The 25,839-nt window shown below is 39.2% G+C and carries 24 protein-coding genes; 8 read left to right on the top strand and 16 right to left on the bottom strand.

The window, feature by feature from the left end:
* The first annotated feature begins 13 nt into the window (after nucleotides 1-13).
* Together OB69_RS06525 and OB69_RS06520 are read left to right on the top strand one after the other, a co-directional pair.
* On the top strand, nucleotides 14-1,084 hold the full coding sequence (locus OB69_RS06525) for a M42 family metallopeptidase (RefSeq protein ID WP_053222899.1): 1,071 nt from the start codon (nucleotides 14-16) through the stop codon (nucleotides 1,082-1,084).
* Between the two features lie 5 nt (nucleotides 1,085-1,089).
* Entirely contained in the window at nucleotides 1,090-1,869 is a 780-nt protein-coding gene (locus OB69_RS06520) for a helical backbone metal receptor (RefSeq protein WP_316931877.1), read from the top strand.
* Between the two features lie 34 nt (nucleotides 1,870-1,903).
* On the opposite strand, the gene OB69_RS06515 is transcribed toward OB69_RS06520, so the two are convergent.
* From OB69_RS06515 to OB69_RS06485, 7 genes are all read right to left on the bottom strand, one after another.
* Nucleotides 1,904-2,413, bottom strand: coding sequence for a DUF1036 domain-containing protein (locus OB69_RS06515; protein ID WP_082338104.1), 510 nt, complete (start codon nucleotides 2,411-2,413; stop codon nucleotides 1,904-1,906).
* Between the two features lie 149 nt (nucleotides 2,414-2,562).
* Entirely contained in the window at nucleotides 2,563-4,314 is a 1,752-nt protein-coding gene (locus OB69_RS06510) for an ABC transporter ATP-binding protein (RefSeq protein WP_053222896.1), read from the bottom strand.
* 81 nt (nucleotides 4,315-4,395) lie between these two features.
* On the bottom strand, nucleotides 4,396-5,610 hold the full coding sequence (locus OB69_RS06505) for a 3-phosphoshikimate 1-carboxyvinyltransferase (RefSeq protein ID WP_053222895.1): 1,215 nt from the start codon (nucleotides 5,608-5,610) through the stop codon (nucleotides 4,396-4,398).
* A gap of 2 nt (nucleotides 5,611-5,612) precedes the next feature.
* Entirely contained in the window at nucleotides 5,613-6,647 is a 1,035-nt protein-coding gene (gene aroB / locus OB69_RS06500; RefSeq protein ID WP_053222894.1) for a 3-dehydroquinate synthase, read from the bottom strand.
* Entirely contained in the window at nucleotides 6,644-7,741 is a 1,098-nt protein-coding gene (locus tag OB69_RS06495; protein WP_053222893.1) for a bifunctional 3-deoxy-7-phosphoheptulonate synthase/chorismate mutase type II, read from the bottom strand. The genes aroB and OB69_RS06495 overlap by 4 nt, the downstream gene beginning before the upstream one ends.
* Before the next feature lie 198 nt (nucleotides 7,742-7,939).
* Entirely contained in the window at nucleotides 7,940-8,482 is a 543-nt protein-coding gene (locus tag OB69_RS06490; RefSeq protein WP_053222892.1) for a prephenate dehydratase, read from the bottom strand.
* A complete protein-coding gene (locus OB69_RS06485) occupies nucleotides 8,475-9,572 on the bottom strand; it encodes a bifunctional 3-deoxy-7-phosphoheptulonate synthase/chorismate mutase type II (RefSeq protein WP_053222891.1) in 1,098 nt (365 codons plus the stop codon). Before OB69_RS06485 ends, OB69_RS06490 begins: the two co-directional genes overlap by 8 nt.
* Nucleotides 9,573-9,654: 82 nt before the next feature.
* Here OB69_RS06485 and OB69_RS06480 point away from each other — a divergent pair, with 82 nt between their 5' ends.
* Nucleotides 9,655-10,866, top strand: a complete 1,212-nt coding sequence (locus tag OB69_RS06480) for a proline dehydrogenase family protein (RefSeq protein WP_053222890.1) — start codon at nucleotides 9,655-9,657, stop codon at nucleotides 10,864-10,866.
* Nucleotides 10,867-10,945: 79 nt separating this feature from the next.
* Here OB69_RS06480 and OB69_RS06475 read toward each other — a convergent pair whose 3' ends face one another.
* Nucleotides 10,946-12,127, bottom strand: a complete 1,182-nt coding sequence (locus OB69_RS06475) for a M56 family metallopeptidase (RefSeq protein ID WP_053222889.1) — start codon at nucleotides 12,125-12,127, stop codon at nucleotides 10,946-10,948.
* A complete protein-coding gene (locus OB69_RS06470) occupies nucleotides 12,120-12,479 on the bottom strand; it encodes a BlaI/MecI/CopY family transcriptional regulator (RefSeq protein ID WP_053222979.1) in 360 nt (119 codons plus the stop codon). Before OB69_RS06470 ends, OB69_RS06475 begins: the two co-directional genes overlap by 8 nt.
* Nucleotides 12,480-12,805: 326 nt before the next feature.
* Between OB69_RS06470 and lysS the strand changes: the two genes are divergently transcribed.
* On the top strand, nucleotides 12,806-14,527 hold the full coding sequence (gene lysS / locus OB69_RS06465; RefSeq protein ID WP_053222978.1) for a lysine--tRNA ligase: 1,722 nt from the start codon (nucleotides 12,806-12,808) through the stop codon (nucleotides 14,525-14,527).
* Nucleotides 14,528-14,616: 89 nt separating this feature from the next.
* Here lysS and OB69_RS06460 read toward each other — a convergent pair whose 3' ends face one another.
* The 7 genes from OB69_RS06460 to OB69_RS06430 all read right to left on the bottom strand — a co-directional run bounded on the left by OB69_RS06460 (nucleotide 14,617) and on the right by OB69_RS06430 (nucleotide 21,170).
* Nucleotides 14,617-15,129, bottom strand: a complete 513-nt coding sequence (locus tag OB69_RS06460) for a hypothetical protein (protein WP_053222888.1) — start codon at nucleotides 15,127-15,129, stop codon at nucleotides 14,617-14,619.
* Nucleotides 15,130-15,131: 2 nt separating this feature from the next.
* Nucleotides 15,132-16,313, bottom strand: a complete 1,182-nt coding sequence (locus tag OB69_RS06455; RefSeq protein WP_053222887.1) for an ImmA/IrrE family metallo-endopeptidase — start codon at nucleotides 16,311-16,313, stop codon at nucleotides 15,132-15,134.
* A 282-nt stretch (nucleotides 16,314-16,595) separates the two neighbouring features.
* Nucleotides 16,596-16,949, bottom strand: a complete 354-nt coding sequence (locus tag OB69_RS06450) for a DUF5615 family PIN-like protein (protein WP_053222886.1) — start codon at nucleotides 16,947-16,949, stop codon at nucleotides 16,596-16,598.
* 10 nt (nucleotides 16,950-16,959) lie between these two features.
* Nucleotides 16,960-17,187, bottom strand: a complete 228-nt coding sequence (locus OB69_RS06445) for a DUF433 domain-containing protein (protein ID WP_053222885.1) — start codon at nucleotides 17,185-17,187, stop codon at nucleotides 16,960-16,962.
* A gap of 468 nt (nucleotides 17,188-17,655) precedes the next feature.
* Complete coding sequence (locus OB69_RS06440) at nucleotides 17,656-17,997, bottom strand: HepT-like ribonuclease domain-containing protein (protein WP_053222884.1); 342 nt, start codon at nucleotides 17,995-17,997, stop codon at nucleotides 17,656-17,658.
* Entirely contained in the window at nucleotides 17,987-18,295 is a 309-nt protein-coding gene (locus OB69_RS06435) for a nucleotidyltransferase family protein (protein ID WP_053222883.1), read from the bottom strand. Before OB69_RS06435 ends, OB69_RS06440 begins: the two co-directional genes overlap by 11 nt.
* Nucleotides 18,296-18,473: 178 nt before the next feature.
* Nucleotides 18,474-21,170 carry a putative LPS assembly protein LptD gene (locus tag OB69_RS06430; protein WP_053222882.1) on the bottom strand — a complete coding sequence of 899 codons (2,697 nt, stop codon included), beginning with the start codon at nucleotides 21,168-21,170 and terminating at the stop codon, nucleotides 18,474-18,476.
* Nucleotides 21,171-21,279: 109 nt separating this feature from the next.
* On the opposite strand from OB69_RS06430, the gene OB69_RS06425 reads away from it, so the two are divergent.
* From OB69_RS06425 to OB69_RS06410, 4 genes are all read left to right on the top strand, one after another.
* Nucleotides 21,280-22,086 carry an N-acetylmuramoyl-L-alanine amidase family protein gene (locus OB69_RS06425; protein ID WP_053222881.1) on the top strand — a complete coding sequence of 269 codons (807 nt, stop codon included), beginning with the start codon at nucleotides 21,280-21,282 and terminating at the stop codon, nucleotides 22,084-22,086.
* Nucleotides 22,087-22,089: 3 nt separating this feature from the next.
* Entirely contained in the window at nucleotides 22,090-23,043 is a 954-nt protein-coding gene (locus OB69_RS06420; protein WP_053222880.1) for an MlaD family protein, read from the top strand.
* A 102-nt stretch (nucleotides 23,044-23,145) separates the two neighbouring features.
* A complete protein-coding gene (locus OB69_RS06415) occupies nucleotides 23,146-24,774 on the top strand; it encodes an acyl-CoA carboxylase subunit beta (RefSeq protein ID WP_053222879.1) in 1,629 nt (542 codons plus the stop codon).
* A gap of 2 nt (nucleotides 24,775-24,776) precedes the next feature.
* Nucleotides 24,777-25,646 (top strand): transglutaminase-like domain-containing protein, encoded by an 870-nt coding sequence (locus OB69_RS06410; protein WP_053222878.1) that lies wholly within the window; start codon nucleotides 24,777-24,779, stop codon nucleotides 25,644-25,646.
* Nucleotides 25,647-25,839 lie beyond the last annotated feature (193 nt).

Below are 25,839 nucleotides of genomic sequence, written 5' to 3'. Positions count from 1 at the left end.
AATACTGAAAATTATGAATCAAAAGAGTCAGGAATTCCTTACCAAATATTTAAATAATGCTTCGCCAACAGGTTTTGAAGCTTCAGGTCAACAAATCTGGTTGGATTATATTAAGCCATTTACAGATACTTATTTCACGGATAAATACGGAACAGCAGTAGGGGTAATCAATCCTGATGCAAAGTTTAAAGTAGTAATCGAAGCCCATGCCGATGAGATCAGCTGGTTTGTAAATTATATTGATGACAACGGCTACATTTATGTAGTTCGCAATGGTGGTTCTGATCACCAAATAGCGCCTTCAAAAAGGGTGAACATCCATACAGAGAAAGGAATTGTGAAAGGTGTTTTTGGTTGGCCAGCCATTCACGTGCGCGATAAAGCGTCTGAAAAATCACCTTCACTGAAAAATATCTTTATCGATGTAGGAGCAGAGTCGAAACAGGAAGTGCTCGATATGGGCGTTCATGTGGGTACTGTAATCACTTTTGACGATGAGGTTTTCAAACTGAATAAAAAGTTTTGGTGTGGGCGTGCACTCGATAACCGTATTGGTGGATTTATGATTGCCGAAGTAGCCAGAAGACTTCATGAAGAAGGAAAGAAACTTCCATTTGGTCTTTATGTGGTCAATTCGGTACAAGAAGAAATTGGTTTGCGTGGTGCAGAAATGATTGCCGCTAGAATTAAACCAGATGTGGCTATTATTACAGATGTATGTCACGATACGGCTTCTCCAATGTATGAAAAACAATTGCAAGGCGATCAGAAATGCGGTTTAGGGCCTGTGTTGGCCTATGGCCCTGCGGTACATAACAATGTGTTGAAAATGCTTATCGAAGTTGCGGAGAAAAATAAGATTGACTTCCAGCGTCATGCAAGCTCAAGGTCAACGGGCACCGATACTGATGCTTTTGCTTATTCAAACGAAGGTGTGCCTTCAGCTTTAATTTCTTTGGCTTTGAAGTACATGCACACAACAGTTGAAACTGCGAACGAAAGCGATATTGAGAAAGTAATTGAATTGATGTATCAGTTTATTATTCAATTGCCTGCCGATCATGATTTTAGCTATTTAAAATAATTAGTTTGGAAGGGGGTATAAGAATCGTGTTGGATCAAATGGGGCGAAAGGTAGAAGTGCCTAGCTTGCCTCAGCGCATTATTTCTTTAGTACCTTCCCAAACAGAGTTATTATATAATTTAGGACTTGGTGACCGCGTTATTGGGGTCACCAAGTTTTGTATTCACCCAAGCCAATGGCATCAATCTAAAACCTTTGTGGGTGGCACCAAGCAGTTTAAGTTCGATGTAATTGATGAACTCAAACCTGACCTCATTATTGGAAATAAAGAAGAAAACTACATTGAAGGCATAGAGGAACTGGCCAAGAAATACCCTGTTTGGGTGAGTGACATCACTGGATTGGATCAAGCTTTTGATATGATTTTGGCCATTGGTAATTTGGTGGACGAAAGGGCTAAGTCTATTTCCATTGTTGAAAAAGTGAAGGAAGGTTTTGCTTCGCTTCCCTATAAGTCGAGAAGAAAGGCACTGTATCTTATTTGGAAGAAGCCTTATATGGCAGCAGGCAGAGCAACCTTTATTGATGAAATGATGGATTTCGCTGGCTTTGAAAATGTGCTTTCAGAAACGCGTTATCCAGAACTTACACTAGAGGCTATTCAAGAATTAGCGCCAGAAGCTATTCTTCTTTCTTCGGAACCTTACCCTTTTAAAGAAAAGCACATTGGCGAGTTAAAGGCAGTTTTGCCCAATTGTGATGTTCAGCTTGTAGATGGCGAAATGTTCAGTTGGTACGGAAGTAGATTAATGCAAGCCCCTTCTTATTTCGCAAACCTGAAATAAAAAGAGGAAGCCCCAGCAGCTTCCTCATACAAGGTTACTTAAATACGGCAATCTCGTTGCACGCATCTGAATTGTAACACTCCCAAATGTTTTGTCGCTTAAAACCAAGCTTCTTTCTAGAGCCATCTTTTAAAGCGAATTTATGATCTCCCTGCCACACCTTCTTTTTTGATTTATGCTGTGTAGCAGCATAGTAGAAGTAAGTTTGTTCGTCAGAATTACCCATTAACTTCTTTTCTTTTGGGTCTAAAACTTCGAAGCCCGAGGTCACCCAGTCACCATTGTATTCTTTGTACCGAATGGCGACTTCAATTTTTTCACGCGAACGATTCTCAAAATAGATATGATACTCTTTTTTGTTATCCTTTTCCGTAGTGTCTGAAGTATGTAGTGTGGTATCTGAACGATAGAAATCAACCGTACCCTCGATTTGTTCGAGCATTGGACTAGTGTAAGGCCCAGTAACTTTTTCGGCACGAGGTGTACCGAGAAAAGCCACTAGGCTCGTGCATAGCACGAGCGCTAAATTAGTGACAGTTTTCATAAAACGTTTAGGTGAAACGGACTTAAAGATGAAGCATTAATATGAAATATTCAACATATTTACATAAAACTTTTTTAAGCCCGAGAATTGGCTAAACGTGGCGCTGCCAGAAGGGAAGTGGGGTTCAGAATAATGTAATACCGTTGGCTTTAAATTCTTGCCTGATAAGTGTACAATTGGAAATACCTTCCTTCTTTCGCAATCAAATCATCGTGTGTACCTCTTTCAGCAATTTCACCATTTTCTATTACTAGAATTTGGTCGGCTTTACGAATGGTACTTAAGCGGTGAGCAATCACAAAAGTAGTTCTGCCTTTCATTAAGCTCGATAAACTTTCCTGAATGAATGATTCACTTTCGGTATCTAGGTTAGAAGTGGCTTCGTCAAGAATAAGGATTTTTGGATCGGCTAAAATTGCTCTGGCAATAGCAATTCTCTGTCGTTGACCACCAGAAAGTTTTACACCTCTTTCACCAATTACGGTTTCCAATCCTTTTTCAAAGCGATCGGTGAACTCATTTACATACGCTGCTTTCACTGCATTTTGTAATGCTTCTTCAGAAGAATCTGGTCTTGGGAAAAGGATGTTTTCACGGATAGTCCCTTCAAAAAGGAAATCATCTTGAAGTACCACACCTAATTTCCTTCTATAACTTTTCAATAAAATGGTAGAAAGGTCGATGCCATCAATGGTGATTTTTCCTTCACGTGGGTTAAGGAATGAAGCGGCCAAACCTGCAATCGTAGATTTACCTGAACCAGAAGTTCCTACCAAAGCAGTAACGCTACCTGAAGGTGCATCGAAACTGATGTTTTTCAAAACGTCTACATCTTCTTCATAGGCGAATGAAACATTTTCGAATTTGATATTGGCGTCTGTTTCTTTAAGCTTAATGGTTCTGTTTTCGTCATCGTCTTCTGCCTTCATCAACATAATTTCTTCAGTACGATCTAATCCAGCAAAGGCTTCTGTAATCTGACTCCCAATGTTTGACATTTGAACAATTGGCGCAATCAGTAAGGCGAGCAAGCCAATAAATGCAAAGAGTTCACCCGTGGTCATGGTGCCTTGAATGATATAGTAGCCTCCAATACCGAGAATACCAGTGCTCGCCACTCCCGCCAAAAGGAAGGTGGCTGAACTTGTGACCACGGCAGTGGCGGTAAGTGTTTGTTTTACGTTTTCATATAGCGATCTCACACCGCCTTCAAAGCTTTCGGTTTCTTGTAATTCGGCACCAAAGCCTTTGATGACTCTCACACCACTCAAAGTTTCCGTTAGTCGGCCAGTAACTTCCGCATTGAGTTGACCTCTCTTTCTGAAAATTGGTCTTAAATAGGCAAAGGCCTTCATGGCGATTAAACCGAAAATGATAACCGGAACGACTACAAATGCGGTGAGTTTAGCGTTCATGTTGATTAACAATACGAGTACGGCTACAGCGGTAATTGTTCCGCCAATCAGTTGAACAAAGCCTGTACCTACCAAATTTCTTACGCCTTCTACATCCGTCATAATTCTTGAAACTAATGCTCCTGACTTGGTGCTATCGAAGAAATTTAGGGGGAGTGATAAAATTTTCTTTTGTACTTGAACACGCAATTCAGCAATGAGTTTTTGCGCTTGAACGCTGAGGATACGTGTAAGCGCAAAGGAAGTAATGGCTTGGGTGATAATTGCCGCTATGGTAATAAGGATAACGGTTTTTAGCATTTCCATGTCTTTGTTCACCACAACATCGTCAATAAGGTATTGAGTGGCTTTAGGAAGTACCAAACTGGCCGCACTTCTCAGTAGAATTAAGACCAGTCCAAAAAGTAAAAGCCCTCTTTTGGGCCAAATGATTCTTTTAAAAACCTCACCTATTGTGATGTTGTCGAGCTTTTTCTTCTTTGCCATGGTAAACGCTGAAATATAGTAAGACCAACCGTCTTGAAAGTCAGTTAGTTCATTTGATGAAAAGTAATTTGAATGACATTATTACTGACCTGTTGCCAATTCAATGTCTTTCCAAAAACCTGGGTATGATTTGTTGACTACGCTGGGTTCTTTGATGATGATATCTTGTAAAGTACACAGCGGAGCGAAAGCCATGGCCATCCTATGGTCGTCATAGGTTTCAATCTCGATCGGCTCATCACTCAATTCGAATTTCGAACGAAGCTCAAATACCTCTGGTGCTACTTCTTTTAGCTTGACCTTAAATTTTTTCAATTCCTTTTTTAGGGCTTTTACTCGGTTGGTTTCTTTGATTACCAAGCTTTCTAAGCCCGTCATGGTGCATTGTATTTTCTTTGCCGCACACACAACGGCTATGGTTTGGGCTAAATCTGGGCAATCGCTGAAGTCAAAATTCACTTCATTAGAATGAGGAATTTTCTGAAGCACTACACCATCGGCTTCGAAAGTACTCATTACACCCAGTTGGTTCATCATATGCACAATGGCAATGTCGCCCTGAAGCGATTTTTGCCTGAGTCCTTTCAATTTGATTTTGGCTTCATCGGCCAAGGCCACAAAGCTATACCAATAGCTTGCACCCGACCAATCGGATTCTACTACATATGGATAATCTTTGTATTGTTGTGGCTTAATTTCAATGGTTTGGTTGGTCCAGTTGGAGTGAATTCCAAAAAGCTTCATCATGTCCAAAGTCATTTGGATATAAGGTCGAGAACCGATTTTTCCTTTTAATTCTAAGCTAAGCCCTTGTGGCAAACATGGGGCAATCATTAATACAGCAGATATAAATTGACTGCTTACATCGCCCTTCATCTTAATCCGATTGGATTTTTGTTCTTTGAGCGGTTTTACCTTGAGTGGAGGAAAGCCTTCTTCTTTTAAAAACTTCACCTTGGCCCCAATGCTTTTGAGTGCATCTGCTAAAATCTTTATCGGACGCTGCTGCATTCTTTCTGTGCCTGTAAGTATTCTTGAGCTTTCACCCAAAACAGAAAAGGCAGTGAGAAAACGCATGGTGGTTCCAGCATCTAAAACATCAAGTGTTTCTTCTTTGCTTGCCAATAACCGAATCATCGTCTGCGTATCTCTGGCCTCTGATAAGTTTTGGATTTCAGAAATATTGCCCGAAAGTGCATTAATGATTAAGGCCCTATTGCTCTCACTTTTAGAAGCAGGAAGTGGAATTTCTACTTCTCTAAGTTGGGGTGAGTGTTTAAGGTGAATAGTGTCCAAGGTTATTGCTTCAGTTTAATGAAATAGAACAATGCATCAATGACGTCTTTTTCGTCTACAGCGATATCGTAAGTAGCCTTTCCGATGTTCATCAGAAGGGAATGGTTGAGGAGGTTGTTAAGATTCTTTTTGTCTTGGTACATGAGTTTTACTATGCCCGAAAAGTCCTCTTTAGCGATGTTAATTTCAGGATAAATTTCGAGAATGGTGCGAGAAATTTGCAATAGATCTTCTTCCGAAAAACCCAGTAGTTTTTTTGACAAGTAGGCTTCACAGATCATTCCAGCAGCAATTGCTTCTCCGTGTAAAAGCTTTTTGTCAGTATTTAAATAGAAGCTTTCAATGGCGTGACCTATAGTGTGGCCAAAGTTTAAAATCTTTCTAAGTCCAGCTTCTTTTGGGTCGGCTTTTACCACAGCTGTTTTTATTTCTACGGAATGCGCAATCACGGCCTCCCAGTTTTCAATGTCTAAACCATGGGCAGTAGTTTGTTCAAAATAATCAGCATCGGCTATTAGCCCGTGTTTAATTACTTCTGCAAAACCCGACCTGAGTTCTCTTGGCGCTAAGGTTTTTAGAAACACCGGGTCGATCAAAACACTTTCTGGCTCTTGAAAAAAGCCCAAATGGTTTTTAAAACCCATAAAGTCGATTCCTAACTTTCCGCCTACATTGGCATCTACAGCGGCCAATAGGGTAGTGGGGATGTTGATAAATCGAATTCCACGCTTGTAAGTCACCGCACAGAAACCACCCATATCGCCAATTACACCACCACCCAAATTGATCAGCAATGCTTTTCTGTCAAAGTTGTTTGTGGTGAATTGCTCCCAAATGTGTTCGCAAGTGCGAAGGGTTTTGTGTTCTTCGCCCGAAGTGATTTGTATGAGCAAATGCTCAGGCAGAAAGGCCTGTACCAAAGGATAACAATGCGCATGCGTATTCTCATCGACTAAAACCGCTAGTTGCGTAAAGTCAGTTTCCTTTAATACCGCCTTAAGGCTGGTTTCTATGTGGTCAATTACAATGTGGCTCATGCTTTTGTTAATGGACGGGTTTCTTTCAGTTGTGCTTCTTGCTTTTTCACTGATTCCTCGTGAATAGCAAATAAAAGGCTTTTCATAAACTTCTCCGTCATGTTTTTACGCAAGCCATCCTGAATTCTGCTTTCCATTACTTCTTCCCATCGGCTGGGCTGGTAAACGGCCAAATTATGTTCACGCTTATAGTCGCCTACTTGCTCTATTACTTTGAACCTTTCGGCAAAAAGTTCTAGTAATTGGGCATCTAGTAAATCAATTTTTTGTCTGAACTGCTCCAGTTCATTGAGCATTTCTGGATGCTCGTCTACGTTTTTTCTGAAAATTAGGCTTTCATAAATGATCTTGAGCGTGTCTGGGGTAATCTGTTGTTTGGCATCACTCCAAGCCTTGTCTGGGTCATGATGGGTTTCAATCATCAAACCATCCAAACCAAAGTTAATGGCCCTTTGACTTACGGCTCCAATAATTTCGCGTGCGCCAGCAATATGGCTTGGGTCACAAATCACAGAAATGCCAGGAATCATGCGTTTTAAGTGAATGGGTAAGGACCACTCAGGCTTGTTGCGGTATCTTTTTTCGTAAGGATCTGAAAAACCTCTGTGAATACCAGCTACTTTTTTAATGCCTACTTTATTAAGCCTTTCAAAAGCACCTAACCAAAGTTGAAGGTCTGGATTGATCGGGTTTTTTACCATTACAGGAATGTCGGTGCCTTTTAAGGCTTCGCAAATTTCTTGTACCGAAAATGGGTTTACCGTTGTTCTTGCACCTATCCAAAGCACATCAACACCTGCTTTTAAAGCGGCATCTACATGTTCTGTTTTTGCTACTTCTACGGTAACGGGCACATTCAGAATGTCTTTGGCAATTTGTAGCCATTCTAAAGCTTCAGCACCAACGCCTTCAAATGAGCCAGGCCTAGTTCTTGGTTTCCATACCCCCGCCCTAAATAATTCAACAGGGCTTCCTTTTAAACCTTTGGCAATGGTTTCGATTTGCTGCGGACTTTCCGCGCTGCAGGGGCCCGCAATGAGCACATGCTCTGATAACCCAAGCCCCCAATCTTTAATGTCGATGATGTTCATAATTACGTTTGTTCAAAAAAAAAGCCCGACTCTTTCGAACCGGGCTATTAAATATCTTTAGTGATTTCATTCAATGATAGCGCAGGCTCGATCTCGAGTGAGTTCTAAAGTAAAAAAAGTAATAAAATGATGTCCTTGCTGCTAACATGCGATAAACTTAGGTATCTCTTTTTTAAAGAAAAACATAAAGTGAATAATTTTTTAAATATTCTCCACCAAAGCGAAAGTCGTGTTGTTGGTTGAATGGTCTTCAATATTCTCCATCAACAGTAATAAGTCGTTGGCTTCAATGGCCTCTTTGCTGGCAATTACTCCTGCATTTTTCTCTCGATTATTCTTAAGCTCATGAACGGCACTTACCGTACTTGTGCTAGAAATAAAAGTAATATGACTGTATTTGGTGAAGAACTTTTTAGTTTCTTTGATTGCCATAGGGTGAGAATAAATCTTCTTTATTCCTTCAATATTGGAAGCTTTAAAGCTTCCCAAGCAAAGATGAATAGGCAGTTCGAACTGTTCTAAAATACGATGTCCAGAGCTTTTAATACGCTCCAGATTGTCGCCAACCAAACCAGAGGTATTATTTTTAATGGCAATCAATGCTTTTTTAATGCGCTTTTCTTTCAATGCTTTAAAAATTTCATCGAAGGTAGGAAAAAGCATATGGCTAGCATTGGGCAAAAATTTTTGCCTTGCCATATCATGATAAGTGTTTTCAGGGCCGAGTAGTCCTAGTTCAGTCATTAGGTTGTTTGTCTTGTTCTGTATTAAATACGGATGTCTGTATCCTTACGGATTGTTGGTGAATATGGCGGTAAAGTTCACGAATAAATTCTGGGTCTAGGTTCATGGCTTTGGCCCATTCTGGTCTCGATTGAAGGATTTCTTTCCATCGACTTATCTGAAAGATAGCCACATTATTTTCTTTTTTATACTCTCCAATTTTTTCTACTAAACTTAATCTAGTAGCAATCGCCTCAAGTATCTCTCTGTCAGCTTGATCTATTTGTTCACGAATAATTTCTAGTTGATTTATAAAGTCTTGGTCTTTGGAAGTATGACTTCTGAAAATCAAGCTATTCAGCAAGAGATTGAAATCACTTGGCGTTAATTGTTGTGCATTATCGCTTAAAGCATTGTCTGGATCAATGTGCGTTTCTATCATTAAACCATCATAGTCCAAGTCCATTGCCCGTTGCGATAGTTCACTTATCAAGCTTCTTTTTCCCCCTATATGGCTAGGGTCACAGAGTAGCGGAAGGTCAGGAAATTCACCTTTCAATTCCATAGGAATTTGCCAAAGCGGAGTGTTGCGGTATTTGCTTTGCTGAAAAGTTTGAAAGCCACGGTGTATGGCACCAAGATTTTTGACGTCACATTTTAACAGCCTTTCCAAAGCCCCTTTCCAAAGTGATAAATCTGGATTGATGGGGTTCTTTACAAAAACAGGAAGGTTTGTGCCTCTGAGTGCTTCGGCAATTTCTTGTACGTTAAATGGGTTTACGGTAGTGCGCGCCCCAATCCATAATAAGCCAGCGCCATTTTTTAAAGCAATGTCTACATGTTCGGTGGAGGCTACTTCGGTAGCAAACTTAAAACCGAGCTCCTTTTGCACTTCCTTCACCCATTCAAAAGCCACTTCGCCCATGCCTTCGAAAGAGCCGGGGCGGGTTCGGGGTTTCCAAATTCCGCCTCTAATAAAGTCTACTTTAGAAAGGTCTAATCCTTTAAGCGTTTCTAAAAATTGACTTTGGCTTTCTATGCTACAAGGCCCGGCAATAATGATGGGCTTTTTGTCGCTGTCTAACCGTCTGTGTAAAGGGAGATTAGTCATGTATATTTCGTTTGCAACTCATTAGTAACAAAGGTAGGAGACTATTGGTTTGTTACTATATTTGCGGACTTTGAATATCGCTATGGAACTAAAAAAGTTTGTTGATTTTGACAACCTTACGAATGCCTTTGCGGCTCGAACTGACGAAGCACTTAAGCAAGCGCATTTTATTTTCTCTACTATGCAATCTCCCGGATTGGTAAAAGTAGGAATGGCCCTTACCAAGTGGTCGTTAAATGTAGGTTTGCCAGTAAAGGGAATCATTAGAAAAACCATTTTCAATTTGTTTTGTGGAGGCGAAACACTAGACGGATGTCAGCGTGCTACCAATGAGTTGGCGGCTTTTGGTATTGGTGCCATTTTCGATTATTCTGTTGAAGGAGAGAAATCTGAAGAAGGATTTGATGGAAGTGCACAAGAAATAATGAGAACCATAGACCGAGCGAGCCAATATGAGTTCATTCGGTTTTCTGCTTTTAAGATTACAGGCTTGGCTCATTTTGATTTACTGACTAAAATTCATGCAGGAGAAAAACTGACAGAAGAGGAAGCCGCTGCTTATGAAAGAGTGAAGGCTAGGGTAGATATGATATGTGCCGAAGCCAAGCGAAAGGATGTTTCTGTGTTGATTGATGCGGAAGAAACGTGGATTCAGAAACCCGTAACAGAAATTACGAGAGACATGATGGCCAAATACAATACGGAAAAGGCCTTAGTATTTTACACATTTCAGATGTATGCCCATAGCATGTTAGGCCATTTGAAAGAGCTACATGCCGATGCCAAAGAGAACAACTATAGGCTAGGCGCAAAGTTAGTGCGTGGGGCTTACATGGAAAAAGAGGCTGAAAGAGCGCAAGAAATGGGCTATGAAAACCCAATTCAACCTAACAAAGAAGCAACTGATAGAGATTTTGATGCAGCAACCGAATATTGCATTAAACATATTGATGATATAGGCCTTTTTGCGGGTTCACACAACGAGAAGAGTAATTATTTGGTAACACTTTATCTAGAAAAGTATGGTTTACCAAGAGATGATAGAAGGGTTTACTTTGGTCAGTTGTATGGCATGAGCGACCACATTTCATTCAACCTTGCGGCAGCAGGGTATAACGTAATTAAGTATGTACCTTATGGGCCAATTAAGGCTACCATTCCGTATTTGATGAGAAGGGCAAATGAAAATACTTCTGTAAAAGGACAAAGCGGACGCGAATTAACTTTGATTAAGAAGGAGTTGGAACGAAGAAAAGGAGCCAAAAAACAATTTGCTCATCAGGATAAATTTTAAGCTAATCGCTTTTGAAGTAAAGTAAAAAGCCTGACTTAGTTGAACTAGGTCAGGCTTTTTAATGTGTGTTGTTTTGATGTTAATGATTACTTCTTCTAACACCTTTCACTGTAACTACTGGCTTTTCAGTGATTAGATCATTTGGAATTTCTAATATTTCTATGCCTTCTTTAGTAAAAGTGCTTTTGACCAACGGATGGTCTTTAAGGGTTTGCCGTTCGGTTTCAGTTGGTAGTTTGAAATTACGTTTAACAGATTTTACCTCCACTACTTCTACGGGCACTTCAATTTCATTTTCGAAAATAATTTCATTATCCGAGGTACGTGTTGAATCGAGATACTCTATAAAAGGTTCAACCTCAACTTCCACATCGATGAGAACTTCTTCGAGTTCATCTTCCAATACAGGTTCAACTACATCGGTGCAGGCGTAAGCAATAAATAAGAGGCCTAAAATAGGCAGGGCGAGTAATGGTTTTAATTTGTTCATGACATTTGAGTTTAGTTTTTGAATCATTTTTAATCTTTTCTGAATGGGATGCTCGCTAAAGCTGGAAATCAAACTGCTGTTCACTTTGGCCAAGGCGAATTGCAATAATGATCTTTCGTAATGCTTTGGGTGCGTACGTTGTAATACCGAATGATCGGCTATGTATTCATGTTGAAGACGGATGGATTTAGCGTAGAGGTAACTAAATGGATTGAACCAATAAACACACTTGAGTACTTCAAAAAGCAGTAAATCCAGTGAATGCCTTCCTTCAATATGAGCAAGTTCATGCGCGATGATCTGCTGTTTTAAACTTTCGTTTTTATTCAGTTCTTTACCCACAAAAATGGTGTTGAAGAAGCTGTAAGCATCATTTCCTTCGGTTTCAACTACTTCAATACAGTTGTTCTGTAACGAAGGCCACTTGCCCACTTTTCGCTTTACAATGAAGAGTTTGAAAACCAGAATAATGACCGAGACGATTAATCCTAAAAGGTATAGGGCTTCGATAGAAACTAGTGGGTTTGTTTGGGTAGAAATTTCGGTAACACCAATTGGCGTGGAGGCAGTAGCCTGAGCCGCCAAAGCTGTTGTTGAACTAAAAGCAAATTGACTTTCGAAACTCAATAGAGGAATTAGTATTGAAGCCACAACCGTGAATAACAGGTAAAACCTATTCACAGAAAGTAATTTTTCCCCACGAAGGAAGAGCCAATAGAAGCCATAAAAGCTTGCCAGGCAAATCGAAGACTCTATTAAATAGCTATTCATGGTCTTTTAGTTTTTTCATCAAATCTTCCACTTGTTCGGGACTTAGCTTTTTTTCCTGCATCATAAATGAAAACAGCTTTTCGGCCGAGCCCTCGAAATAATTGCTCAAAAATCCATTCATGAAGTTTTTGGTGTAAGCTTTCTTTTTCACCGTAGCGGAATAAGAAAATGTATTGCCCACTTTCTCTCTGTTTACAAAGCCCTTGTTTTCCAAAATTTTCAAGAAAGTACCCACCGTATTATAGGCCGGTTTTGGCTCGGGCATTTGATCCACAATGTCTTTGATAAACATTTTATCGTGCTCCCAAACAATCTGCATTATTTGCTCTTCTGCTTTTGTTAAGTCTTTCATAACTCCTAATTCTTTCGGAAATCTCTTAAGCTTTTCGGACAACTCCTAATTATTTAGGAGTAAAATTTTTCGATGGAGCATAGAGACCGCTTTTAAATTCTGCAAAAAACCTCCAAAAGTTGTCTCCTAAATATCAGAGAGGATAAATGGTTCATCTGAAGCACAAGAAAAAACTTTTGGAGGGTTTCTAACTTCAGAAATATCCACATTACCCAACTATGCCTGTTTTATTGATCGAGTTCAGGTGAATACTACATAGAGACCGTTTTTAATTGTTTAATAAATGTGAGTGAATGACTAAATTGCGCCTCGAAAAAAATAAAGCAATGCAGATTTTAAGCGAACAGGAAATTGTCAGAAGACAAGAGCGGGAGGAACTTCAAAAGCTCGGTATTAACCCATATCCTTCAGAAACCTTTGAAGTAACCACTTACTCAAAGGAAATTAAGGAAGGATTTGATAAAGATCCTGAACGCTTTAAACAGATTACCATTGCAGGTAGAATGATGAGCCGAAGAATTATGGGTTCTGCCTCTTTTGCTGAAATTCAAGATTCTCAAGGCCGAATTCAGGTCTATGTAAGAAGAGATGATATTTGCGAAGGTGAAGACAAAACGCTTTATAATACGGTTTTCAAGAAGGTTCTTAGTATTGGTGATTTTGTTGGAATTAAAGGTTATGTGTTTAAAACACAGGTAGGGGAAATTTCTGTGCACGTTACGGAAATGACTGTGCTTACTAAATCTTTAAAGCCACTTCCTTTACCAAAAACTGATGCCGAAGGTAAAGTACACGATGCCTTTACTGATCCGGAGCAGCGTTACAGACAGCGCTATGTTGATTTGGTGGTGAACCCTCATGTAAAAGAGGCTTTTATAAAAAGAACGCATATGGTAAACTCAATGCGTCAGTTCTTGGCCGACAGAGGTTACCTAGAAGTGGAAACGCCAATACTTCAACCACTTTACGGTGGGGCAGCAGCAAGGCCGTTCAAAACACATCACAATACTTTGGACATGACGCTTTATTTGCGAATTGCCAATGAATTGTACCTAAAAAGATTAATTGTAGGTGGCTTCGATGGTGTTTTTGAGTTCTCTAAAGATTTCAGAAACGAAGGAATGTCACGTTTCCATAATCCAGAATTTACTCAAGTAGAGCTTTATGTGGCTTACAAGGATTACAACTGGATGATGGATTTAGTGGAGGAAATGGTAGAGAAAGTGGCCATTGACCTACACGGAACTACCAAAGTTCAGGTGGGTGAAAACATAATTGATTTCCAACGCCCTTGGAAACGCTTTACCATGTTCGAAGCCATTGAGCATTTTACAGGAATTGATATTTCTGAAATGAACGAGACTGAGCTGAGAGAAACAGCTAAAAAACTGAATGTGGCTACCGATGACTCGATGGGGAAAGGAAAACTCATTGATGAGATTTTTGGTGAGCACTGTGAAGGCAAACTAATTCAGCCTACTTACATCACAGATTACCCAGTGGAAATGTCGCCATTGGCGAAAAAGCACCGTAGCAAAGAAGGTTTGGTAGAGCGTTTCGAAGCGATTTGTAATGGTAAAGAAATTTGTAATGCATTCTCTGAATTGAACGACCCTATTGATCAAAGAGCGCGTTTTGAAGAACAACTGGAGTTAGGCAAAAGAGGAGATGACGAAGCTATGACTTTAGATGAAGATTTCCTTCGTGCCTTGGAATACGGCATGCCACCAACCGCTGGTTTGGGCATTGGTATCGATCGTTTGTCGATGATTATGACCAACTCAAAGTCGATTCAGGATGTGTTGTTCTTCCCTCAAATGAAACCAGAGAAGAAAGCAAAAATGGCTACGGATGATGAGTTTGTAAAAGAAGGCGTTCGATTAGAACTGGTTCAAATTCTTAGAAAACTGAATATCAATACCATTGCGCAACTCAAAGAACAAACGGCCTCTAAACTGCTCAACGATATGGGCGGCATGAGAAAGAAGCTCAAGCTTCAAGATGTGCAAGCGGCTAGCTTAGAAGAAATTGAAGGCTGGTTAAAGTAACATTTAACCCAATCTAAAAATACAGAAAGCCATTTTGCGAGAGTAGAATGGCTTTTTTGTTAATGATGGATGCGTTCTATTGTATCTCGTTAGTCGTTATGGTATCCAAGTTCTTCGTTCTTATCCCTAAGTAGGCTATACAATTCAAAATAATTTCTACTTTCAAATGCCCAATTTGTTATCAGGTTCATGATTTCTTCCATGTCTTCTATATAGGCCATTCGACTGTCAGCACCACGAATTCCTTTTTCATTAAGCTTCTTGCCACGAGTTAAAAAGATTTTCTTTTCTTCACGAATGACTTCTCTGGCGGATTTGTACTTCTCTCCTTCGGGTAGGAATTTCTTTAAAAGTTTTTCAATCCCTTTATAATAAACATTGTACTTTTCTTCTGGGTCGTCAGGTATACTGCCTAGAGCAAATTCTTTAAGCTCGTCTTGTGATTTAACGGAACCGAGTTCATCCAGAACCAGTTGTTCCCCAGTTTTGGTGTTAGCTTCTGAGAGTATCTCTTCAATTTCTCTACTCCTCTTTTCTTTTTCGAGCTTCTTTTGCTCTTCCGTCTTTTTTTTCTGTTCCTTGTCGCTATTTTCTTCGCTCATAATTAAACTAGTTCTAAATTATTTTTGATCTCCAGTATGATTTCACTTACTGTTTCTTTATTAAATGGTATGGCATTAATCTTCTGGACTGATTCATCTAGCCCAGGATCATATTTATTGTATCCAGGCCAATATGAAGGGTTGTCATAGCAATAGAAATTGTAAATCAAACAAGGATGTATATCCCATTCTTTGGCATATTTTTGAACAACAAAATGATTGGAAATCGATGGGACGATGAATTTATATCGTTCGTCAGGTAAAAAATATCTTCTGGCAAAATCATCAGCCTCTTCTTCGTTATCAAGCCACAAGTCTGCTTCACCTGTTAGATGAAACGATCGAGTTTTAATGTCATCTAAATGGTATAAAGCATGAAACAATTCATGCAATAGTGAAAACCAGATCGTTCCATATCTTTTGAATAGGTCTGTTATGATAATGCATGGCTTGTTGTTCACCACAAATGTTGCTCCGCGTACTTGTGTTTGAGGAATGTGCCTTTGAAATATTACCGTTATACCTGCATGATATAATGCTTTGCATACTTTAAAGAAACCATCCTTCTCATTCCTAGAATAGGGTTTTATTCGGCTGATCAAGTGCTTTAAACGATCGCGATCAAACTCATTAGGGTTATTGATAGTTTCAAATTGTGCATACGCTGTTCGAATCCAAAATGCTCGTAGTTTGTCACTAGCCGATATTTTAGATTTACTAAAGGCAACCCTAGTTAAGGTCTCATCTCTATATTCAAAGATGTTTTTAAGTCCAAAGAAAGAAACAATTCGTTCCTCGATTTCAGCCAGATTCTTTATGTCATTAATAAAACCGAGCTTTTTAAGCCCTGCTAAGTCGAAATTCTCAAAAATGAATTTCGCTTTTCTAGTCCTGTTTAGTTCTTTAGTTTTTTCGGCTGTATTTTGATTTAAATAAAGTTGAATTGTTTTTTCAACATCAAGATTAAGAAATTCACCGATCTTCAGAAGTTTAATTGTGTCGACCTGTTTAGCTTCATTGTCCAATATTGGCTCGACTGATTTTTTGTCCATTCCCAAAGCATCATACGCTTGAGATTTGGTTATATTCAGTAGAATTATTCTTTGTTCGAATAACTCTCTCAATGAGGGCGAATCTTCGCTACTGAATATGTCTGCTAATAATTTATCAATATCACTATGCATGAGGCAATTTTCCCTTGTTGGTTAATACTAACTCAGAACAATAAATCAAAGGTAGGAAAATTTTCCCACCATGTAAAAATAGATGTGCGAATAATATTAACGAGCGTTCACAATGATATAAAGCCTCATATACCTGCCGCATTTATCTCGTAGATATCTCACGCCTTTTAAGCTTCCTTTCAGCGAGCAACTATTGGAGGCTTGTTGGTGAAGAATATTAAGAATAGCGGAATATGATGTCCCACTAAATGGCTATGATTTTAGCTATTATGTTTTGAGGCGCTAATATTTTTTCTGGCGGATTGAGTTAGAGTCGATTACAGTTAAGTTTTTATCAAAGGATAATATGTTTTTAGAGATCAGGATTTCTAAAATTCTAGCAGTTTCTAAAGGGTCTTCTGGTTGAAGTCTGATAAAGATCACTCCTGCGTTTGGCCTGTAACCGTGTCTGAAAATTAGTTCTCCGTAGTCACTGTCATAGGTAATGATAGTTCGGTTCTCTGCAATGGCTATTTGCATAACTTGTTCGTCTGTAATACTAGGGTTATCAATGCCAATGGCTTTGATGTCATACCCTAAAGATTTAAGGTGAGTTACACTGGAGAATGGGACGTTCTCATTTGCTAAAAACTTCAATCTATCTTAGTTAAGAGGTGGTGTACAGTAATCCATCTTTCAAACATGCTTGGATATAAGAAAATACCGCTTGCAAAGATTCATGATTTAGTCGCGGATAGTTTTCTAGGATTTGATCTTCGGTCCATCCTTGGGCTAACAGTCCGATGATATGTTCAACAGACACTCTTGTGCCTTTTACCGTTGGCTTACCTAATAATACTGTGTCGTCTGCAATGATATAGTTTCTCCAATCCATAGTCTAAAAATACGAAATTTATGAGTTTCTAGTTCGGTTTTAAATAAGTAGCAGGCATCCTTTCTCAAAGTTTATGTATGCTACATTCATAGCGTATATATCTCATGTAATTTATTAAAACTTGATAAGCACCCAAATAAGAATAGCGCCAAAGAGATTTTCTTAAAGCCAATTTTTGCGCCTAAAATGATAAACCGTTAAAACGGTTCAGAGAGTAGTTGTATAACCATAGCCCACGGTTTAAACCGTGGGCTATGTTGTGGGTATATCTCTGTGAAATGGTTTTAACCATTTAAATTAAAGTGTTGTCGGCAACAGTCTAGGGTCTATTATCTATCATCTAATCTCTAACCCCTCAAAAAATCAATTATCGAAGAAGCTTCTTCTGCGGCTAAGTTTCAAATCTTTAAGTGCCGAAGCTTTAATTTGAATGTCGATAGAGGAGGAGGTAAATCGCGCTAAAAGTAATCAGTTGCCTGCTTTTATCTTTTTGATTTCTTCGGAGAGGGCCGGAATGTTTTTCTGGATTATTGCCCAAATTATTTCATCATCTACTGAGTCGTAAGCATGAGCAATTAGGTTTCTGAGCCCAATAATTTTTGCAGACGAAGATATTTTTAGATTTGGTTCTATGGAGTGGAATTTCTTTATCGCCTCGCCTATTATTTCTAGGTTTCTTTCCGTAGCTCTTTTTACCACAATCTCCTTTTGATAGTTTTCGAAATTATTTTCAACCAAGGATTTGAAGTGCTCTAGTTCTTCAATTACACTCTCAATATCTAAAATGTATTTTAGTGCTCTAGGCTGCATATAATTCTTTTTTTGAGTCGTTTATAGACTGAATAAGAATCGGGTTTTTCAAAGACTTACGAGAAACTAAGTCAACGCTTCTGCCAAGGAGCGTTTCAAGCTTTTCTTTCAAATCGAAATAATTATCTGCATAATCTAGAAGCTCCAGTTCTTCTGAAAATTGAATCAAAAAATCAATGTCACTATTTCCGTGCAAGTTATTTTTAGCTGCAGAGCCAAATAAAGCAGCAGAAATTACCTTGTGTTCTTTGAACAAGGCATAAATCGCATCTAAATTATTTTCGATAATGGAGACCATGGATGATAAAGATAGTGAATAGTATAATCTTGAAATAGAGCCATACTCAAATTACTTAAGAGTGAACTAAATGATGGCAACACATGCACTTTAAACGTCTATGAACATTGGGTTTATTGTTTGCGAAAAACCTTTTGAACGCTAACATAATAACAAATAACGTTTAACCCCTCAAAAATCAATTATCGAAGAAGCTTCTTCTGCGGCTAAGTTTCAAATCTTTAAGTGCCGAAGCTTTAATTTGAATGTCGATAGAGTAGGAGGTAAATCGTCCGAATGGAATCCAGTTACCCGTTAGCTCCCAACAGCCTAGGTCGCGATATACGCCTAACGAACTTTGTGTAAATTCTTTTAACTCTACATCATAACCCGTATTAAAAGTGAGTTGCCACTTTTCGGAAACGGCCACTTGACCATTCATTTTAATGGATTGGCGTGTGGTTGTAGAAAACTTATTATTAAATAAATTTTGGCTAAAGGAGTAATTATAACTGAACCTAACGTTCCATGGTACGGAAATATCAACATAAGCATTGGGGTCGTCAAAATATTGAGGTACCCGCTGTTGATTCACCATGTCTCCATTATTTAAAGTGCCATAACCATCGTCTTCTCCGTTTAAAAATCCACCTCCTTCAATTGCCGCCATACCACCAGCTCCGCCCCTCATAGATGAAGACGAATTATTGTTTGATGCCTTTGAATTGAGGTTGGTGCTCAAAGAAAAACGCCCACTTCTTATTTTTCCAAGCCCTTTGCCTTGTGTAAGCGCAATTACATCTACCCTTTTGATTACATCGCCCTCGCCATCATTGGTGGTTAAATAAGTGTAAGGGTCTAAAACTATACCCGCACTAATGTCGATTTTGTTTTTAAACAGTGTAGTTCTTGCGGCTATATTATAATCCGAAAGATTGAATGAGTCGGCCAGAAAGTTGTAGCTGGTAGAAAACGAAAGGTTCTCAAGAATCGACACCTTTTCAGATTTGGTGGTATCGTTCCTCACTTTCATTTCAACCTTATTACTAACGTTAAAAGTAATAGCTGCCGATTCCCCTAAAGATGGGCTTCCATAAACAAAGCCGTTGTACTTAGATAAAAACTGATAAACTGGCTCTCCGGTAGAGGTGGTGTCTACTTGAATGTTTTTATAATAACCATACTTCTCTTGCCCAAAATCAGGACGGTAACTGAAACTTAAACTGGGCTGCATGATATGGCGTAAAGATTCAATTTTACTACTAGGTTTAAAGTTTTTAGTACCATATAATTGAGTAGAAACATTAACGTTAGCCCCGTAGGTAGATGCCCTCGAAAAGCCATTTAATGTATCTATTCTAACCGCATTCTCATCTTCTAAATAGGTGTAATCGAGTTCCTGTAAATACCATAGTTCCTGAAAATTGATAGAAGGAGAAACGTTAAAGTTTTTCAAAAATGGAAATGAAGTGGAAATAGGAATTGAGTGTTTTGCACCGTTTTGGGCATTGGCAAATAACTCTGGAAGTTTGGCAAAAGTAACTGCTAAGGTATCGGCCTCACTGGTAGAATTGGAAATGTCAAATCCAGCGGTATTTGGTCTGATTAAGTTGGTGATCTTATTTGATGTACTGAAGGCCCAAGAGAAAGAAAGCCTCTTTAAAGCTTCTTGCTTGGCGGTTGAAAATGGCATAACCCTGGTCATGTTCAAAGAAAAATCAGGCAGAGATACATCAAGAATATTGGTTTGAATATTCTGCGAATGACGGGCATTTAAGCCATAACTAAAGCGGTTATTCGCGAAACTTCCTGTTAGCGATATGTTCGAACGGAACTCTGAACGAATCGTATTCTGGAAGTTTTCGGTGGAAATATTATTGTTGTTGTATGAGCTTGTTCCAGCATTGATACTTGCCGAAAAACGAGTTTTACCTCTTGATTCTGGCCTGTGAGAAATGGAAACCCAAAAGTCATTTGAGTTCAATGGATTTTCGTCTATCTCAGGAGTTTTGCTTTTATTATACCTAAGGTCTACACTGCCACTATACTTGTAGCGTTTTTTATAGGTGGAGCGTACATTTAACCCGAAACTACCCTTGAAATAATAATCACCAGTGACAGCAGTTCTTAAGTACTCATTATTGCCAAAGAAATAACCTCCTTCGCGCAAGAAAATTCCTCGCACCCTTTCTTCCCCATATTTTGGAAACAGAATTCCAGATTGCGCATCGCTTTTAACATCGGGGAAGAAAGCAAAAGGCAGAGCGAATATTGTAGGGATATCGCCAATATACAATTGGGCAGGGCCTGTAATGATTTTATCGCCCGGAATTACCTTGATTTTATCAGCCTTAATGTAAGTAGTAGCTAACAATTCGGCACAAGGGATAAACTTTCCACCTTTAATATAGGCGCTACCATCTTGGTTCTTTTTGATTTCTTCACCCGAAACGTAGCCTTCATCTTGCTTGGTTACTACGCCTGTAATTTTGGCTCGGTTGGTTGCGAAGTTGTAGCGAATACCCCGAGTTTCATATACTCCGCCCTTATCTTGAAAAACAGGAAGGCCAATCCAGCTGCCCGTAGAATCTTGAACCCCTTTGGCAATAAGTTCATTTTGATTTCTATCGATAATAATTTGTGCAGCATCTAATTTAATATCGCCATACTCGATGTAAGCATTTCCGTATAAGTACGTTACATTCGTAGCAGTTTTGGTGATAATCGAATCTTCGGCATAGTACAAAATAGTAGTTTCTATGCCATTGTTCTTGATTTTGAGGGTGTCTGTACCAACTGGTCTGGTTGTTGTTGGGCTGGTGCTGAGCGGAGTAGGTTCGATCTTAATAGGATCATTCTTTAAACCTCCTTCTTGGGCCCTTAGGCCAAACGCCATCAGTAGTAAAACTAATATGAAAGATATGTTTCTAACAGAGACCAAAGGATTTTTCGCTTTATAGAAAAAATTCAGATTTTTGTGTAAAGGTATTCTAATAACCATTTCTATGCGAACCAAAGTAAAAAATAATAGGCTTGTTCTTCTTGCTTTGTCATTGGCTTTACTAGTTTTTGCTCCATATCAAGGGCTTTCTCAAGCGGCTAAGCCTAAATTTAAAGTGGTGATTGACCCAGGTCATGGCGGAAAAGACTCTGGTACGCGAGGGAAGAATTTACTTGAAAAAAACGTTGCACTTGCCGTATCCATGAAAGTAGGGGAGTATTTAAATGAACTTTTAGACAACGTTGAGGTTATTTACACTAGAAAAACGGATGAATACAGCCATCCCAAAGTTCGTGCCATCATAGCTAATGAGGCCAATGCAGATTTATTTGTCTCTATTCATGCCAATGCCATGCCTGCGGGTAATGAGCACGTATATGGAACAGAAACCTATGTAATGGGGGTTAAAAATGAAGGTAGAAACTTTGAGGTAGCCAAAAGAGAAAACTCTGTAATCTTGTTAGAAGAAGATTATAAAGAGAAGTATCAAGGCTTTGACCCTACTTCGCCTGAAGTAAATATTGCTTTTTCTATTATGCAGGAAGCATTTCAAGAAAATAGCATTTTGCTTGCGCAAAACGTTGAAGATCAGTTTTCTAAAAGGGCAGGAAGGAAGAGTAGAGGAGTGAAGCAGTCGAGTTTATGGGTATTATGGAATACCTCTATGCCTAGTGTTTTGATAGAACTTGGCTATCTTACCAACCCAAAAGAGGAAAGAGAGCTGGGATCTGCTGAAGTACAGGATTATTTAGCTTCGGCAATTTTTAGAGCAATTCGAGATTATATTAATTATTTGGAATCAACAAGGTAGATAGTGGCAAAGGGAAGAGAATTTAAAGTCGGTTTATTTGCGGTGCTCATGTTGGGCTCACTTTATATAGGTTTCAACTATTTAAGGGGACTCGATGTTTTTTCCCCATTAAACACCTATTACGTTAAGTATAGTAATATCAGTGGCTTAAATAAGGGCGACAGGGTAATTCTTAACGGATTAAATGTAGGTACGGTGCTCGAGCGTAAATTCAGCTCAGATGCCTATAACGAAATATTGGTAACACTCGCTATCGACAACACCATTAAAATGAAAGAGGGTACTGTGGCTCGATTGGCCAAACCAGATATTCTTGGGGCTTTGGAAGTACAGCTGATTTTAAACCCAGAGGGTGAACGGGTACTTGAAAGTGGTGACTTTTTGAGCGGTGAAATGGACAGAGGTATTACCGAAATGATTACCGAAGAAGGTCTTTCTGCGGCTAACAGCTTAAACTCTGTAGTGAAAAAAATAAACGATGTACTAGAACCATTCGCGTCTAGAGCCGATACCATTGCCTTAGCCATAGATAACTTTAAACACTTTTCCGATTCCTTAACTTATATGGCTGGTACGCTCAATTCTGGTATGGAGCAAATCAATCTTAGAATTGAATACGTTACCGATTCTATTGTAGCAGCTATGGGTGGTGTTCGACCACTATTGGATGAATACACAGCTTTGGGTGAAAAACTTAATGCTATAGATGTAGAATCACGTTTAATGCGAATGGATTCGGTGCTAATGGGTACTCAAGAATTTATAGGTAGATTGAATTCTAATGAAGGAACTCTAGGTAAACTGATGACCAATGATTCGCTGTATAATGCGTTGAATAGCTCTATGACCGATTTAGATAGTCTGTTCATAGACCTGAGAGAGAACCCAAAACGCTATGTTCATTTTTCAATTTTTGGAAGAAAGAACAGGCCTCCAGCAGACAAAAAGAAAAAATAAATTCCTGAGCGAATAAATCTTTTTGATAACATTAAATCTTGGGTTTACTTTAGATCAAAGGTAATTATCATACTCCCGTTCTTATCGGGCTAACACTTGCATATGGATATTGAATTCAATAAAAACGATGACACTATGCGCCAATTGGTGTATAGACTCGATGAAAAACTCAAGAAAGTAAAATTGGGTGGAGGCGAAAAGAAAATTGAATCACAACATAAGAAAGGTAAACTCACCGCTCGCGAAAGAATCGAATATCTTATTGATGATGGTAGCGACTTTTTAGAAGTAGCGGCTTTGGCTGGTGATGGCATGTATGCCGATGTAGGCGGTTGCCCTTCTGGCGGTGTTGTCACAGGTATAGGTCAGGTAAGCGGTCGCGATTGTATGATTGTAGCCAACGATGCCACCGTGAAAGCAGGGGCTTGGTTTCCGATTACAGCAAAAAAGAACCTTCGTGCTCAAGAAATTGCGATGGAAAACCGTCTGCCAATCATTTATTTGGTAGATAGTGCAGGTGTATTTCTTCCAATGCAAGATGAAATTTTTCCCGATAAAGAACACTTCGGAAGACAGTTTAGGAACAATGCGAAAATGTCTTCCATGGGTATTATTCAAGTAGCCGCAATTATGGGTAGCTGTGTGGCTGGTGGTGCTTATTTGCCAATTATGAGCGATGAGGCGGCTATTGTTGATAAAACTGGTTCTATTTTCTTAGCAGGTTCTTACCTAGTAAAGGCTGCTATTGGTGAAGATATTGACAATGAAACTTTAGGTGGTGCTACAACTCAATCTGAAATATCTGGCGTAACCGACAATAAGTTCCCAAACGATCAGGCTTGTTTAGATTATATTAGAAGCGTTTTTGATAAAATTGGAGAGTTTGAAAAAGCAGGTTTCGATAGAAAGGAACCTAAGGCTCCAAAGGAAAACCCAGAAGAAATTTACGGTATTATGCCGGATAGTAGGGTAAAACCTTACGAGATCAAAGAAATCATTAAACGTATAGTAGATGACTCTGAGTTTGATGAATATAAAGAGGCTTATGGCAAATCCATCGTTTGTGGCTATGCCCGAATCGAAGGTTGGGCTGTAGGAATTGTAGCCAACCAACGTTTGGTGGTAAAATCGAAAAAGGGCGAAATGCAGATGGGCGGAGTAATTTATTCCGATTCAGCCGATAAGTCAGCGCGATTTATCATGAACTGTAACCAACGTAAAATTCCATTGGTGTTTTTGCAAGACGTTAGCGGTTTTATGGTAGGTAGCCGAGCTGAGCACGGAGGGATTATTAAAGACGGTGCTAAAATGGTAAATGCCATGGCCAATTCTGTAGTGCCAAAATTCACTATAGTAATGGGTAACTCATATGGCGCAGGCAATTATGCAATGTGCGGAAAGGCTTATGATCCGCGATTGATTTACGCTTGGCCTACCGCTCAAATGGCGGTAATGAGTGGCGCAGCAGCAGCCAAAACCTTACTTCAAATCAAAGTAGCCTCGCTAAAAGCACAGGGTAAAGTAATTGAACCAGAAGAAGAGAAGAAGTTGTTAGAAGAAATCACAGACAGCTACAATGAGCAATTGAGTCCGTATTATGCGGCTTCTCGCATTTGGGTAGATGGAATTATTGATCCTTTAGACACCAGAAAGGTGATTGCTAAGGGAATTCAAGCGGCCAATCATGCACCAATTCGTGAACAATTCAATGTAGGGATTATTCAAACCTGATAATGAACGAAACAGAAAACCTGACCAATAAAGAATTAAAAGCATTGATTTCGCTGCTGGAAGATGATGACGCTGAAGTGGTTGATCATGTGGAAAGCAAAATCAAATCGCTGGGCACTCATATTATCCCTTATTTAGAATTTGAATGGGAGGGAAGTTTTAATCCAAGAGTGCAGAAAAGAATAGAGGAGTTGGTGCATTCTCTTCAGTTTCAACTGCTCAGAGAAAAACTGGAAGCTTGGAAGGAAAAAGACGGTGACGATCTTTTGGAAGGAATGTGGTTGGTGAATACCTATCAATATCCTGATTTAGAATACGATGACCTGAAAAAGGATCTGGAGCAAATTTATTACGAGGCCTGGCTTGAGTTTAGAACCGATGTACATCCAGTGGATCAGGTGAAAATCTTGAATTCAGTTATTTTCAATAAACTCAAATTTGGAGCGAATACTAAGAATTTCCATTCTACAGGAAACTCTATGATGAATGTGGTGCTTCAAACCAAAAAAGGGAATCCAGTTTCTCTTTGCATAGTATATGCCTTGGTTGCTCAAAAATTGAAGCTCCCCATCTATGGTGTGAATTTGCCCAACCTATTTGTGCTTACGTATAAGAAAGGGGAAACTCAGTTTTATATCAATGCTTTCAATCGCGGCTTGATTTTCTCTAAAAAGGAAGTTGATGATTATGTAGCGAACTTAAAACTAACGCCTAAAGATCAATATTACGAACCATGCACTAATGTAGATATTGTGGTTCGTGTATTGCGAAATCTTTCCATTGCCCATGAAAAACTTGGCAACACCGAAAAGGTAGAGGAAATTAAATCTCTGATCGAAATTTTAGCAGACAAGGCCATTGATATGGAGTAGAGTGTTGAGATACGCTGTATTCTCTAGAAATGAATAGTTTCTGCTTTAGCCCGCGTTAAGTCACCCCGTAGGCCCCGAGACTTCGGGGTTTTTCAGTTGAGCAGATAAGGGTGTGGTTCTTAATAAAGCGGACGGAGTCCTAGTGTCCATAAGTAATCACAGGTTCTGCCAAAGGCAGATAAATCAGAGAACC

It is taken from the genome of Roseivirga seohaensis subsp. aquiponti (genome assembly GCF_001267955.1).
Lineage (GTDB): Bacteria > Bacteroidota > Bacteroidia > Cytophagales > Cyclobacteriaceae > Roseivirga > Roseivirga seohaensis.
Note: the sequence above shows the minus strand (reverse complement) of the source record. Positions and strands in the feature narration are given on the sequence as shown.